The organism is Chitinophaga jiangningensis (assembly GCF_900142605.1).
GTDB lineage: Bacteria > Bacteroidota > Bacteroidia > Chitinophagales > Chitinophagaceae > Chitinophaga > Chitinophaga jiangningensis.
The window spans coordinates 302,804-318,038 of sequence record NZ_FRBL01000001.1; the positions used below are offsets into that span (position 1 = coordinate 302,804).

Here is a 15,235-nt window from a genome sequence, read left to right on the forward strand (position 1 = left end):
TTTTATTTACACTTCATTTTTTTCGAGGGAATTCCACCAGAATTTTTTAAGCAACACCAGCATCACCACCAGGATTGCTGCGGAGATGTACATAGGCACCTGTTGTTGCAGTACCAGGTACATAGGCAGGGCCATGAGGCATAGCTGTGCTACTATACCGGTAACGACGTTGAACATATCCCGGCCAAAATTCCGGTTAGGCTGCAGGGCAGGATTTTCCTGCTGCATACGGCGGAGCACTGGTTTCCAGAAACCCCATGGGCGTACGTTATAATAAAACTGTTCCAGTACTTTGGGGTCGGCAGGCGGGGTAGCCAGCGTACCAATGATGCAACCAGCAAGGGATATGATCAGGATTACCGGGAAATAATACAAGTCCAGTCCGGTGAAGATATAAGGACATATCAGGGCAGCCGCAATACCGGACAGCATTCCCCAGAAGAAGCCGTAACCGTTGAACCGCCACCAATACCATTTCAGCACATTGGCAGCTACATAGCCACCCCAGAGGCCCGACACCAGCCATTGCAGCACGCTGTTCACATCTTTTGCGAACACGCCGATGATGATACTGATGACTACTACCAATATACCGGAGAGGTAGTTAACGCTGCTGATTTTGCGATTGCTTGCCTTTGGATTGATGTATTTGAGATACACGTCATTTAAGATGTAGGCCTGCGCTGCGTTGAGCGTACCGGCAAATGTTCCGATGAAGGATGCCAGCATACCGGCTACCAGCAATCCCATCACGCCTACCGGTGCAAAGCTGCTGATGGCGGCAGGTAATATCTTCTCAAAATCAATATGATCACCGGTTTTAAGATTCAGTTGTTTGTAGTAGATGAGTCCCAGCACCGCAAAACCAATGATCATCAGGTATCTCACCGGCATGAGCACAATAGATACAAAGCCACTCATTTTTGCAGCTTCCTGCGGACTACGCGTACTCAGAATTTTCTGCATATCGTAGTTAGGTGCAGGCCCGGCTAAACTCACCAGCAATCCTTTGAACACCATCATCATAAAGAAGGCGCCGAACATCGTATAGCCGTCGCTGTTAATTTTTTCATTTACTTCCGGAATGATGCGGCCCCAATCCAGGTCCAGCTTCCAGCCGAAGAAGGGATTGAACCAACCTTCCGGTACGTTGAGAGTGTGCACTGCCAGCGCACGCATGGCAATGACAGCAATGATAACGGCCGCGGCTGTACGGATTACGTATTGTACTGCATCTGCCCAAACAATACTGCTCATACCACCGAGAATACTGTAAAAGACTGCGAAGAGCGCAAACGCAACGCCGTACAGATGCGGCACGTACTCCGGCTGAACCGTGAAAGGAACGTAAGGCGCAATGTTTTGCCAGGGAATGAATATCTCCATAAACTTACCCAAACCCACAAACCCGTAAGCCATAAAGCCCAGGCAGCTGATCAGTGCAAACACCACGGTAATGGTATGTGATAAAGCGGCATCGCGGCCATTGCCAAAACGGGTAATGATCCATTCAGCACCCGTGCTGACATTAGAGCGCCTTAGCCATGCACTCACAAACACCATCATAAACACCTGGTTGAAGATCGGCCATAGCCAGGGAATCCAGATGCTTTTCATGCCATATACGAAGGTGAGCGTTACCAGCCACATGGTACCTGATATATCAAACATATCGGCTGCGTTGGACAGGCCGAGCATGTACCACGGGAGCGATTTGCCCCCCAGCATATACGCTGTTTTGTTTTGCTTCGCTTTCCTTCTTAACAGTAGTCCTATCAGAACAATAATTCCCAGGTAAACGCCGATGATTACCCAATCGATCAGTTGTAACATTGTTTTGGTTTTTGATCTTCACAAGTTACGCGGCTTTGCTCGCAAAGCGGCGTAAGTTTGCATAAGATGCAAAGGATTTTGATTTGTATTTTTTGCCAACTAATACTTAGCTTGAGGCGCCTTCGGCGCCAGGAGAGCGAACTTTTTTTGCTCGCAAAGCAGCATAAGCAGGTAAGCAGCTAAGACCTGTTTTTCGTTTGCTTGATTACCGGGACCTTCGGTCCCGGTAATCAAGCTTCTATCAATCGCCGCAGGCGATTGATAGAAGCCAGGTAATTATTTATCCCACCAAACACGTGTCATATACTCATCCTTACCCTGGTTGGTAATGGATGACTGAATGCCTTTCGGGTTATTTACCTGCTCAGAGAGCATGTAGGTAAGCCTGCGGGGAATCTGCCCGTTGGTGATATTTCCCGGATAATTAACCGGTGTAAGGGCAGGGTAACCGGTACGGCGCCAGTTGGCGTGCGACTCCCAACCATTCAGGAAGGTAGCCACCCAGTATTGATTACCCAGCGCTTTCAGCTGATCGGCAGCCGTAGCAGGGAAAGGATTGGCGGTGAGATAGTCCTGAATCTGTGCAGCGCTGATGAGCCCATTATCCCCATACATTGCCTGCTGTTTCATGGAACTGGTAACAGCAGCTGCATACATAGCAGCAGCATCGCCGGTGGTCCAGCCCTTTACAATGAGTTCAGCCTGCATCAGCTGTACTTCCGCAGGAGTAAGCAGGAAGGTTGGCGCAGTGAGCTGCAGGATTGTTTTGGTATTCAGTGTGGAGAAATCTTTCAGCGGAACTGTTGGGTAAGCAGCTTTGAAACTGTTTGCATCCAGCCCGTTAGGCAAGCCTTTCTGACTGGCGAGTGTAGTATCTCCACTTACTGTACTTACAAATACGCGACGCCTTGGATCGCCTGTGTTGGTGAGGTAATCCAGGAAATATTTACTGATTTTAATTTTTTCGTTTGCCAGGTCATAACTGTTAAACGTATAGGTGATCGGGTTAGCCACCGCATTTCTTTCGGCGGAATGTTTGATGGCGCATACGTCTTCCGGCAGCGACATCACGCCGCCTGCCAGTGCTTTACCTGCCCATTCCTTCGCTTTTGCTACATCCTGTTTTTCCATACGGAGTGCCAGTTTCAGCATCAGGGAGTAAGCGAGTTTTTTCCATTTGGAGAGATCGCCATTGTACACAACATCAGCGGTGCCAAGTGGATTTTTAGCAGCATCAAAAGCAGCAACAGCTTCACTAAGTTCCTTCAGCATGTCCGCATAAATTTCCGACTGCCTGTTGTAATCGGGTGCGAAGTTGCCGCTTACATAACCTTTACCGGCGTCGAAGTAGGGTACATCCCCATAGGCATCTGTGAGGCGCTGAAACACCAGTACTTTCCATATCCTGGTAGCACTGAGGAGATTCACCTGTGCAGGATCATTCTTTACAAACTCCATCAGCTGTACCATGTTGTTAATCACCAGCCCATAGGAGTCTTCGAATAAATTACCGGCATTATCATTTTTCAGGTATTTATCCCCTTCGCCCCCATCAAGGGTTTCAGTAGATGCCAGTTGCTGCATGGCCATCATGTCGAAAGCCAGGTTAGTACGGCGGATAGTTCCCCTGCCGAGTGTAGCAGTGGCTACTTCTGCGTTACTGAGCATGGTAAGCGGTGGTACACTGGTAGGATTGTTCGGATTCTTGTTCAGATCTTCCAGGTCTTTGGTGCAGCTGGCAGCCAGCAACGTCAGGGAAGCGCCTATATATACGAGGTATTTTCTTTTCATAACATTTCTCATTAACAGTAATTAGAATTTAACACCCAGGTTAAAGCCGAAGCTTCTTACCGCCGGCATTCCCAGCATTTCAAAGCCCTGTCCGCCACCGGTGGTATAACCGGATTCAGGATCTACTAGCGGCACATCCTGGTAAATGGTGAAGAGGTTTCTTGCTACGAACGAGAGGTTTACTGCCTGGAAGGCAGAACCTTTGATCCAGCGCTGTGGCAGGGAATAGCCCAGCACGATCTGGCGCAGTTTCACGAAAGAAGAACTGTACACGAACTGTTCAGCGATGTTGTTGGCTACGAACTTGTAGTAATCTTCCGCTGCTACTTTCACGGTGTTAGGTTTACCGTCAGCCGTTACACCTTCACCAATGATACCGCCTTCGCGGCCAGGGAGGGTTTCTTTGGCGAGGCCCTGGTACCAGGCGAGGTTGGTAGTACCGGAGAACATTTTACCACCGAATTTACCGTCGATCAGGAAGTCGAGCGACCATTGCCTGTAAGTAAACGTATTATTAAAGCCCATTACTATTGGCTGGATACCGTTACCCAGGCGGGCAATTTTTCCGGGTACGGGTAGGCCTTTATCATCGTACACAATGCGGCCCTGTGCATCGCGGGTGTAGGTAGAACCGTACAGTACACCGTAAGGCTGACCTACTTCTGCGTAAACGTAGGATGGTACGCCACCATCGCCCCAGAGGCCGGAGCGGTTTTGTGCGATTACCATGGATGACTGACCATTGATGAGTGCTTTCACTTCACTTTTGTTGTAGGCGAAGTTGTAGCTGGTTTGCCATTTGAAATCATTACTACGTACAGGCGTACCCGTTAATAACAATTCAATACCGGTGTTACCGATTTTAGCAGCGTTCATGTAGGTGCTGGTAAAACCGGAGCTGATGGAAATCGGTGAGTTCAGGATGGCGTCTGTTACCTGGCGGCTGTAAACGGCGAGGTCGATACCAGCGCGGCCGTTGAGGAAGCGGGCTTCCAGACCAGCTTCGTAGGTGGTAGTAAGCTGTGGATGCAGATTAGCGTTAGGTACAGTAGAGGTACCTATACCACCTAATGGAACACCATTGAGTGAGTTAGGTAGCGAATAAGTCAGGTTAAGCTGGTAAGCTGAGATATCCTGATCGCTACCGGTTTGTGCCCAGGAGCCTCTTACTTTGGCGAAGCTGATCCACTCAGGCATTTTCCAGGCATCGGAGATCACGAAGCTGGCGCCTACTGAAGGATAGAAGATATTGTTGTTGTTGGGGTCCAGTGTGGAGAACCAATCGTTTCTTCCGGTCAGTGTTAAGTAGAGGTAGTTACGGAATCCGAATTCAGCAGAGCCAAATACAGAGTTGATCTGGGATTCAGTGAGGTTATAGCCGCCGGATTTGTTAGTGGTATTACCAATGGAGTAAAAGCCGGGCACGATGAAAATATCACCACTGGAAGAGGTGTTGTTGCTGCTGCGTTTCATGGTGTTACCACCAACGAAAGTGTTTACAGACCAGTTTTTGAAGGTATTGTTATAACCGGCCATCATCTGCGCATTGAACTCAGAGCGGTAAGCGTTGGACATGCCGATCTGGCCTTTAGGATAGAAGCCGATACCGTCGGACCAGAGGAACTGGCCTAAAGTGTTGGAGAAATCCGTACCAGTGAGTAAGCGTGCATAGAAGTGGCTGTCGAAGTCATATTTGATGTCCGCAGAACCTATAAAGCGATTGGTTTTATCCCAGTTAGGCGTTTCGTAAGCCATGAAGTAGGGGTTTGCCCAGTAGTTGTTGGTAGTCCAGAGGTTTTCTGCACGATTGGCTTTACGAGGGTTACTCCAGTCGCGTATATCATAGTTGGTAGGCATGAGGTAGGCGGCCACGGCGGCGTTCATGGTGTAATCGTTGAGCCATGGTCTGTTCTCCGCTTTTTCGCGGATATACTGTGCGTTGATGGTAGCGGTAAGGTTCTTACCTAATTTGGCGTTGGTATTGAGTGTGAAGTTATTTCTTCTGATGCCGGCGTTAGGCATGATATCGTGGTTGTTCATATCGCCGAAGGAGAAGCGGAAGTTCACGTTTTCGTTACCACCGAGGAGTGCTACCGTGTTAGTGAAAGTATTGCCACCGTCGTAGAAATTTTTCACGTTGTTTTTACGTGCGGAGTAAGGTCTTTCCACGCCGTCGCCCTGGATCACGTTGCTGCCATCCAGTTTGGCGCCCCAGCTGGAGCGACCTGCTGCGAGGGCTTCAGCGGCAGTGGTAGGTTTTTTACCACCTGTACCGATACCATATTCGTACTGGTAATCTTTTGCGGTGTAGTCGATAGGATTTTCGATGCTGTAGGTACTGTTGAGTTCCACGCCGATGCCTTTGCGGGCGGTTCCTTTTTTGGTGGTGATAACGATCACACCGTTGGAGGCTCTGGCGCCATAGAGGGCGGCGGCGGTATTACCTTTGAGTACTTCCATGGATTCGATATCATCCGGGTTGATGCTGCCGATACCGTCGCCCGCATCTTTACCACCATACATATTATCGATGCTGCCTTTGTTACCGGAAACCATGGGGATACCATCAATGACGTATAACGGCTGGCTGGCGCCGAAGTCGCCACCACGCATCACTACGCGGCTGGAGCCGGAGGCACCCGTTACCGGTTTGGTTACGTTTACACCGGCTACTTTACCTTGCAGGCCCCACATTACGTTTGCTTCACGGGCTTTGGTAAAGGATTCTCCTTTCACTTGTGTGATGGCGTAGCCTAATACTTTATTTTCTTTTTTGATACCCATTGCGGTTACTACTACGTCGCTGAGCTGGGTCAGCTGGTCCTGTAGTTTAACCTGTAGAGTGGTTTGGTTGCCAACCGGTACCTGGCGGGATTCGTATCCCATCATAGAAAACACGAGCGTAGCTGTGGGGGCTGCGCTGATGTTGAATTTACCATCACCGTTGGTCAATACACCGGTGACGGTACCTTTAACGGTAACGGTTACACCGGGAAGCGGTTCGTTCTTCTCATTGGTCACTGTGCCGCTTAGCTGCACCTTTTGCGCCCAGGCGGCGCCGGAGAAGGAAATAAGGAGGACGAGCGTTAACGCTGCCAGCCGCCATTTCCTGAAAACTGAAGGGATAGTGTGCTGTAAATGCATAGAGCGATGTTTAATGGAATTGATAATTTTTTGTTGGTGTTGATCTGATTTTGTGTTGAATAATATTGCTCCTGCAGCTTGCATTCCGGTTGGCTTCATAACGTTGGATACTGCATCAGAACATAAAACCAAAAGTATCCTATAATACAACTCAACACCGATACTTTTTTATCCCATCTTTTACAAAACAAACAATTAACTGCAGCACCAACATCTCCCTAATAATATTAAAATAGCCTGTAATCAATAATAGTAAGGCCTGTAAGATCATGATAAATATTACTTAACACTATAATACTTTTAACACCAATTAATACTATATTTATACCATTATAGTATACATTTTATGCGCAAGACCCAGGCATATAAAGAAATTACTCCTTTAACGGAGCATGATTGTTTCATGATTTTTATTCGTGAAAAATCGACATTCAATTTCCCGCTGCATTATCATGAGGAGTATGAATTAAACTTTATCATTAATGCAGCTGGTGCCAAGAGAATTGTGGGGGATCATGTGGAGGAGATCGACGATATGGAGCTGGTATTGGTGGGCCCGAGTGTAGAGCATGTATGGATGGACCATCACTGTAAGTCCAAAAAAATCACGGAGGTAACGGTACAGTTTCATGCGCAGCTACTGGATGCGAAATTTTTGAGAAGGAATCAGCTAAGCTTCATTCGTTCTTTGTTTGAAAATGCCAGCAAGGGTATTTCTTTTTCCAGGGAGACGATACAGTCGCTTAAACCACGGTTGCTCGCATTGCCTTACAAGACCGGTTTTGATTCGGTGCTGGAACTGTTATCGATCCTGCACGACCTAAGTATTTCCCGTAACATGCGGGTATTGAGCAGTGCACCCGCCGAATCGCTGAATAATTATAACAGTCGCCGCATTGAAAAAGCGTTTGAATATATGCAGCAGCATTTCGACAAGGACATTGGTTTGCACGAACTGGCCAAGCATGTAAATATGACGCCGGTGTCGCTGAGTCGCTTTATTAAAAAGCGTACGGGCAAAACCTTTATTGATAGTTTAAATGAGATCCGGATTGGGCATGCTTCGCGGATGCTGATAGACACTACGCATTCGGTTTCTGAAATCTGTTATCAGTGTGGGTTTATGAATCTCTCTAATTTCAACAGGATATTCAAGAAGAAAAAGGGGAATACGCCGTCGGAATTCCGTAAGAATTTTGCGGGTACGCGGACGTTTATATGATTTGCGCCTTCGGCGCCAGGAGAGCGATCTTTTTTGCACGCAGCAAAGCAGGTAAGCAGCTAAGGATTATGTTTTGTTGGTAATATTGATAATAATCATTTACTCGCCCGCCTTCAGCGGGCGAGTAAATGATTGAGGAGAGACCGAAGGTCTCTCCTCAATCATTTAAAAACTTATTGGAACAAAATGCAGGCCTTAGCTGCTTAGCTGCTTAGCTGCTTACCTGCTTTGCTGCTTTGCGAGAAAAAAATACGCTGCAGATACCGGGACCGAAGGTCCCTCCGAAGCAGGTATAAAAAGCGAAAGGGCGAAAGAATTCGCCCCTTCTTCCTATTAACCGAATACACCTACTGAAAATATGGAACTGATGTGCATCAAGGCACATCATTCCACATTAAGTTTGTTTCATCAAACGGTAATGGATACGCTACAGTGAGATGAATATATAATGCGATACAAGTCAATAAATTAATTAAACTACACAACGACCAAAAACGCGCAGTGCTTTTCAGGATGGATAAGGTTTGGGGGTAGGAAATTCTTCAGGATCAGGAAAATTATCGGGATAACTACTTCTATTGGAAGTAATACCCGCAAATGTATAAAAGAGTTTTAATAATATAAAATAATATTTTATGAGGAATGCGCCATAATCGCGTCTTCCACCCACTGCATTACCAGTGCCAGCTGGTCTTCCATGGTTAAGTGACTGTTATCCAGGATAATAGCATCTTCTGCTTTACGGAGCGGACTTATTTCACGGTTGGCATCGATGTAATCGCGTAATTCGAGGTTTTGTTTTACCTCATCGATGGTGATATTGGGATTTTTTGCGTACAGTTCTTTAAAGCGGCGTTGTACCCGGATGGTGATATCTGCGGTCATGAAGATCTTAAGTTCTGCATGAGGGAATACTACGGTACCGATATCGCGACCATCCATGACAATACCTTTGCGGACGCCCATTTTTACCTGCTGGGCTACGGCAAACTCACGTACTTCTTTAACGGCGGCCACTTCACTTACCTTTTCCGCTACCAGCATTTCACGGATCAGGTGTTCCACATTCTCATCGTTGAGGAACATATCGGCGGTGCCGGTATGTGTGTTGGGAACAAATTCGAGGTGAATATTTTTCAGTGCTTCCACTACTGCCGGAGTGGAAGTCCAGTCAATACGATTTTGCAGAAAATAAAGTGTGATAGCACGATACATAGCCCCGCTGTCGATATACACATAATCCAGTTTCCTGGCCAGTTGTTTAGCAACAGTGCTTTTGCCACAAGAAGAGTAGCCGTCTATCGTGATGATTATTTTTCTCAAAGTCGTTAGATTTTTTATTGCGGTAGCCCGGTGAGCGGGCCAAAAAAAGGGTCCTTTTTTTCAAAAGGACCCTACAAAATTGGCGCAATTCTATGAGAAAAGCAAATACTTATGGTAATACTACTACTTTGATAGTCTGCACTTTCTGCTCGGTTTGCTGGTTGTACAATACCAGGAAGTAAGTACCGGCAGGCATGTGAGTAATCTGGATATCAGCATCTTTGCGGACTTTGTATTCGCGCAGGCTCTGACCCCATGTATCGTAGAGTTTCAGCAGCATGTCACTGTTCAGGCCACGGATCTTCACATGGAAGTTTCCTCTGTTCGGGTTCGGATAAACCTGTATAGAGAATACCGGCGGCACCATTTTGATTTCCGAGTAGGTCACTGTACCATCTTTCGCGGTTGCTTTTATGCGGTAGTAAGTGTTGCCATCGTAATCATTAGGATCGTTGAACGTATAAGACAGCGGGTTGGCGCTGGTACCGTTCACTGCTTTGGTAGGCACTACGCCGATGGTGGTGAATGCCTCATCTTTTTCGTAGCGGCGTTCCACTTCAAACTGCAGGTTGTTGACCTCCCGGGAGGTGGTCCAGTCGAGCTGCGCGAGCGTAGGGCTCACACGAGCTGCCTCAAACACAAGGAATACAGCCGGGGCGATTTTAACGTTCAGGATAGTTTTCGCAAAATAGGTAGTATTACCCAGGTCGGTAAACTCACGCATATGCATGGTGGCCGGTTGCAGCATGGTGGTGGTACTAATGTTACCTGCTGCAGGTTTGAACGGTGTAACGGTGAGTTTATCCCAACCGGTAACACCGAAGCGGGTGATGAAGCTGCTATCCCGCGCGCCGATATAGGCGGGCATTTCGCTGGCATCCATATGTTGGAGTATCACCGTGGCTTTACCACCAGAGTTATCTGTACGAACGATATTCCATGTTTTGTTGACGAAGCTGTCGCGGTAAGTACTGCCCCCTATTGCTACGGTATACACGCTGTCGAACACGCGGATACCAAAGTTATCTTTGGCGCCACCGTCGAGCAGTATTGCTGCGGGCGAATAGGCGTTATCGGCTGACCCAACCGGAAACACCACCCTGTTGGGGGTGCTGGTAATGGCACTGCGGTACAGGTATCCACCAGCGAAGGTATTGCCGGTAACGATGTAGCGGGAGTCGGTATAACCGCTGATAACACCAGGTGTTTTTTCCCCTACCATCAGGTTCCATCCGTTGAGATATATTTTACCGCTGGTAAAATGCAATGTACCGCGGATCTTTAGGTCGCTGAGGTCATCGAGGATAATACCTTTTCCGTTGTTTACTTCCATGTTAGGGAAGCTGGTGCCTTGTTTGGCGGCGATGTTATAGTTCCCGAAAATAGTTTGTTGTCCTACATCACCGAGGACAGGATTCAAGGAAGAAAAGAGAAAGTTTCCACCCACACCGGAAACTCCGTCGGCGCTTTCATCGGGCAGTTTGGCGTTGGTACCGTTGGTCCACCGCTTGCCGAGGATATAGAAAGTACTACCGGGATTAGAACCGAGAACACCATTGTTAATCACGCTGTTAAAGATGCCTACCTGTGTGTTGTTGTACAGCCAGACTATCCCCCCTTCAGGGATGTATAGTCCGTCCTGTGCGGAGGAACGCAGGTGGAGGCATGATAATAAAAACAGTATGAGTATAGATATTCTCATGAAAAAATTGGTCAAAATAAAGATTGAATGGTTATGGTTTTTATATAATTATTATTCAATGCTATTCATGAAATACCATCGTGTTCCATCAGAAACGACTGTACAAAATGCACCAACAGTTCTTGTGCTTCCACCATTGCCGTTGGAATTTCCATTTTGGATGGTTATAATTGTTTGTCCGTTTGTGGGTGAGGCATCGAAACGTTGACCACTTACTGTTCTGATTTGGAACGTACCTGTAACAGTCATTTTTATCCTATATTCTCTTCCGGCATTGCTGGCGACAGCGTCCGGAAGATTAACTATTACTCCGGTAGTACGTACAAATATGGTGTGCATTGTATCATTTACCGCAATAGTTCCCGCGTTAGTGAAGTTTCTGATTCTCGTGGAAAAAGAACCATTTACGTGAAAAGTAGAATTAGGGCCGGATGTGTCAATACCAACACCAAAACCTCCCGACTTAATCATGATCCGATAGTCTTTCTCCCCTGACTCTACGAAATTGAGACCATTCCCTAATAAGTTCCAGTGAAATTTCATATTTCCGCCTGCATCCTGAAACGCCATTACATCGTTGCCATTTGCTCGGATAATGAATGGGTGTGCATTATACGGGGTTGCACCGTTAAATAAGGTTATTACTGAATTTTCGTATGCCGCTCCCACTCCCTTAGTTCCTCTGAACAGCTCTTTGCCATTATATTTTACGACCATCGGTATATCGGTAGTAGTACCCAGGAAACTGGTTGCAGTAGCGTCGCTATTACCTGTCATATTCCATCCGGTAGTATTGGGATTATTAGTTACAATTACATCACCGTTCGAATTTACTGACAATAACTTTCCGTTGGACGCAGTTGTAGCTGCCGTGCCCAGGCCGGTAAGGCGTAAGCCGGAAACACCGTTTACGATGGCGCCGCCGGTTGAAATTTCTACCACGTTATTAGGATCGGTTGTGGCGATCCCCACGCCGAGGCGGGGTGTATTTATTTTAGTTCCGGCAATTATATTTGCCGTGGTGGTTACGCTGTTTGCAGAAATGGCGCCACCAACGGATGCCGCTCCTCCGATGGAGGCACTACCTGCGATGATGCCACTTCCGGTAATATTAAAAGAGGCAGTTTGCGGAGTAGCTGGGTTGGCAATAATAAATGAGCCGGAGGCAGGAGGTGTTGCTTTCCATTTGCCGGCAACCATTGTTAACACATCTCCATTTGCGGGAGTGGTGTTATCAATAGCAATACTGTTTAGGGAATTAGCATTCCACAATGGACTGGTATTATTCGCATTAATACTCCAGGTGCGGTCAGCGGAGAGGTCCTGGGTAAAGGGTGCGGAGATAGTCAACACGCCATTGGCAAGGGTGTTGAACGTGAGGTTGCGGGCATTGGGTACGTAAAAGCCATCGTAGTCGCCGGCCTGTGGTACGATGTTACCGGTGCGGCCTTTGAAGGAGGTAGCCGGGAGATTGGCCAGGTCAATTACTTTTTGCCAGGAGTTATTTTTTTTGACATACAGGGAACGTTCGGCGGCATCTGTTACATATACGATCATGCCATCGGGGGCATTGGCTAATTTTCCGGAACCGGATAGTGCGCTGAGCGGGACTCTGTTGAGCAGGAGTCCATGTTGATCGCTGTTTAATTCCAGCAGTGCAGCAGGGTTAATCACTGTAGGGGCAACTCCCAATTTCAGTTGCTGGGCAGACAAGCTGCCACTGCATGCCAAGATCACACCAACGACGCACATTTTCAGCATTCTATTCAGCTTCATACAACTTTCTTTTAAAATTGGAATAATGGGGTAACGGTCATGCCTGTACGGCATGACCGTCGGGTGTATCAGTAGGATTAATTCTTGATGATATACCAGGTATCCACACCATCAGACTGGAAGGTCATGGTAGTCCAAGGCACATTGAAATCGACTTGTGTACCACCGTCTTCAATTTTGTCAGTACCAGAGGTTTTCACGGCTACAGCCAATTGATTGACTGTACCATCTGAGCTTACACCAGCTCTTTTAACCACATAAATGCGACCCTTCACCTGACTTGCAGCAGGCAGAATTACGTTCGCATCACTACCTGGTTTTACTATGATAGTGTAATCATTAACGGTTGCAGTATAAGTACCGGTTACAGTAGTAATAGGTAGTGCAAATGAGCCGTTTACCTGTAAAGTGGAGGATGGATTCACTTGAAGCGTATCTCCAATGAGTACTCTTTTAGCTACTCTAATGTTATCAGAGAAGGCTTTATTACCAACGAAGCTCTGTGTTTGATTATTTACCAAACCAGCTACCACATCCTGACTAGCATAAGGAACTGCGATAGTAACTTTCTGGTCAGTACCAGTGGTAACATTCAGATCAGTACCGGTGTGGGCGGTTGCAAATGTGAACGGAGTAAACGCAGAAGCAGGCAATGTTTTCTTTTCCACAATGCTGTTTGCACCCAGTAACAGGATTTCGAAATCCGTTGCTGTGGTGTTGGTGTTGGTATTTACACCGCTCATGGTTACATCGTTAGCGAAGGTAGCAGCACCATTGAAGGTAGCAGTACCGGTAGCACCCACAGACAGGTTGCCTGTCAATGCAGTTGCACCTGCAACATTAACATCCGCTTCGAAGTTGGCAGTTGATTTAGCTGTGAACAGGGTCTTAGCAATCAGCTCATCCAGGAAAGTTTTTGGACCATTGAATTCCTGTGCAACTGTAGATACACCACCCGGGTTATTTGCATCAGCAGCATGCAGAATTACATATTTTTTGCCAGCCGTAGCACTGTCGATCGATAAACCCTGATTGTTGGCAACATTGTTAAAGTTACCGGTCAGCAGGTCTTTTGCAGCAGCAGCGTTCTGGATACGTTGCCAGTCAGCATAGGTGAGCAAACCAGCGGCTGTATTATCAGTACCATCCTGGTTTCTTACAGTCAGCGTCAGTGTACCTGCAGGGCCACCTGTGAAGTAATAGCTTTTATTATCCGCAGTTTCAAGTTTGAAATCTGGTGTATTATCACCATTGATACTGAACTGTTTTACGAATGCACCGGTACCGAAGTCGCGATAGGACGCTACGCCAGTAGTAGGGTTTACGAACACACCTCTGTTAGCGGTTAAATCTTCCAGCAAACCAGTGATGGTAATACCGTTAGATACAGTTACTTTACCATCGTCGATTACGATACCTGTTTTATTATTGGCTCTCAATACGAATGGTACATTGTTAGTGGAACCAATGAATGGAGACTGAGCGCTATTGAGGGCGTTACCCAAGATATCCCAGGATTGTCCCCCACGGGCCAGTTTATGCCAGCCACCATGCTGACGAACATATAGACCTTCTGCGCCTGATTTGGTCAGATATATCATCATACCTTCAAGATCACCGGCAGTATCATCTCCGCCAAATAACTGGTTGATCTGGGTAGTATCAGCCAAGCGGGGTAAAAGTAAACCCTGGCGGTCTGATTCAAGTTCGAGGATCGCTGACTTCTTGATTTTGGTAGGATTAGCACCAATTTTCAACTGTGCGTTTGCCTGAGATGCCAGCAAGGCGAGGCCTCCGAACAGTATACCGCGAGCAGCGATTTGTAGAGTTTTAGTCATAGATATACGGATAAAAATTAATTAGTATAAAGGGAATTAGTTGTCAAGTTTCCTTAGGTAGTGCGGCGCTAATCTCCTCATCGTCTATGGCACTGGGTCAATACTGCTACAACGCATCGTACTACGCTCTTTTTTTCAGGTGCTCTAATAAAGTATGGTATCTTTTTTAAATAAATAAGTTCTTTAAGACAATACGGACTAAAGTCTATAATCTTATATAATGCAAAAATATACTATCTGTAAGCTACGAAAATGGCATGATAATACCATTTAAGTTTAGGAAGAATACAACCAAAACCACGGTTACTAAAACGAACTGCCAAACTAACAACTATCCCGCCAACCACTTGCTGGTATTACATCTCACAAAAAAAATATTTTATATTTTATATAAAATACACATGTTTTATTTACATAATATTATATTTTGTCATAACATCTTTATGTTATACATTTTTTCCATAATATTAGAATTATATGGAAGAGATCGGATATTTATTGGGCTGAAGGGCTGATTTCAGGGTTACTTTTCCTTTATTATTTTTAGGAAGATGTCATCTTCCCTTGGTAGTAAGGTACAATAGTATACAAAAAAGCCGCCTGCGG

8 protein-coding genes are annotated in these 15,235 nt (G+C 46.5%); 1 reads left to right on the plus strand and 7 read right to left on the minus strand.

Translation table 11 applies throughout. The features are described 5' to 3' along the window. Positions 1 to 6: 6 nt before the first annotated feature. The 3 genes from BUB18_RS01225 to BUB18_RS01235 all read right to left on the minus strand — a co-directional run bounded on the left by BUB18_RS01225 (position 7) and on the right by BUB18_RS01235 (position 6,768). Entirely contained in the window at positions 7 to 1,833 is a 1,827-nt protein-coding gene (locus BUB18_RS01225; RefSeq protein WP_073077218.1) for a sodium:solute symporter family protein, read from the minus strand. A gap of 276 nt (positions 1,834 to 2,109) precedes the next feature. Then, on the minus strand, positions 2,110 to 3,624 hold the full coding sequence (locus tag BUB18_RS01230) for a SusD/RagB family nutrient-binding outer membrane lipoprotein (RefSeq protein ID WP_178372061.1): 1,515 nt from the start codon (positions 3,622 to 3,624) through the stop codon (positions 2,110 to 2,112). Between the two features lie 21 nt (positions 3,625 to 3,645). Beyond that, positions 3,646 to 6,768, minus strand: a complete 3,123-nt coding sequence (locus tag BUB18_RS01235; RefSeq protein ID WP_073077222.1) for a SusC/RagA family TonB-linked outer membrane protein — start codon at positions 6,766 to 6,768, stop codon at positions 3,646 to 3,648. Between the two features lie 346 nt (positions 6,769 to 7,114). Here BUB18_RS01235 and BUB18_RS01240 point away from each other — a divergent pair, with 346 nt between their 5' ends. Further along, on the plus strand, positions 7,115 to 7,990 hold the full coding sequence (locus BUB18_RS01240; protein WP_073077224.1) for an AraC family transcriptional regulator: 876 nt from the start codon (positions 7,115 to 7,117) through the stop codon (positions 7,988 to 7,990). Between the two features lie 633 nt (positions 7,991 to 8,623). Here the strand turns inward: BUB18_RS01240 and cmk are convergent. The 4 genes from cmk to BUB18_RS01260 form a co-directional block, all read right to left on the minus strand. After that, positions 8,624 to 9,313: a (d)CMP kinase gene (gene cmk / locus BUB18_RS01245; RefSeq protein WP_083549201.1), complete on the minus strand. Its 690-nt coding sequence runs from the start codon at positions 9,311 to 9,313 to the stop codon at positions 8,624 to 8,626. Between the two features lie 109 nt (positions 9,314 to 9,422). Then, positions 9,423 to 11,015 carry a T9SS type A sorting domain-containing protein gene (locus tag BUB18_RS01250; RefSeq protein WP_143159787.1) on the minus strand — a complete coding sequence of 531 codons (1,593 nt, stop codon included), beginning with the start codon at positions 11,013 to 11,015 and terminating at the stop codon, positions 9,423 to 9,425. Positions 11,016 to 11,066: 51 nt separating this feature from the next. Continuing rightward, a complete protein-coding gene (locus BUB18_RS01255) occupies positions 11,067 to 12,791 on the minus strand; it encodes a hypothetical protein (protein WP_073077230.1) in 1,725 nt (574 codons plus the stop codon). A 77-nt stretch (positions 12,792 to 12,868) separates the two neighbouring features. Beyond that, positions 12,869 to 14,629, minus strand: a complete 1,761-nt coding sequence (locus BUB18_RS01260; protein ID WP_073077232.1) for a hypothetical protein — start codon at positions 14,627 to 14,629, stop codon at positions 12,869 to 12,871. Positions 14,630 to 15,235 lie beyond the last annotated feature (606 nt).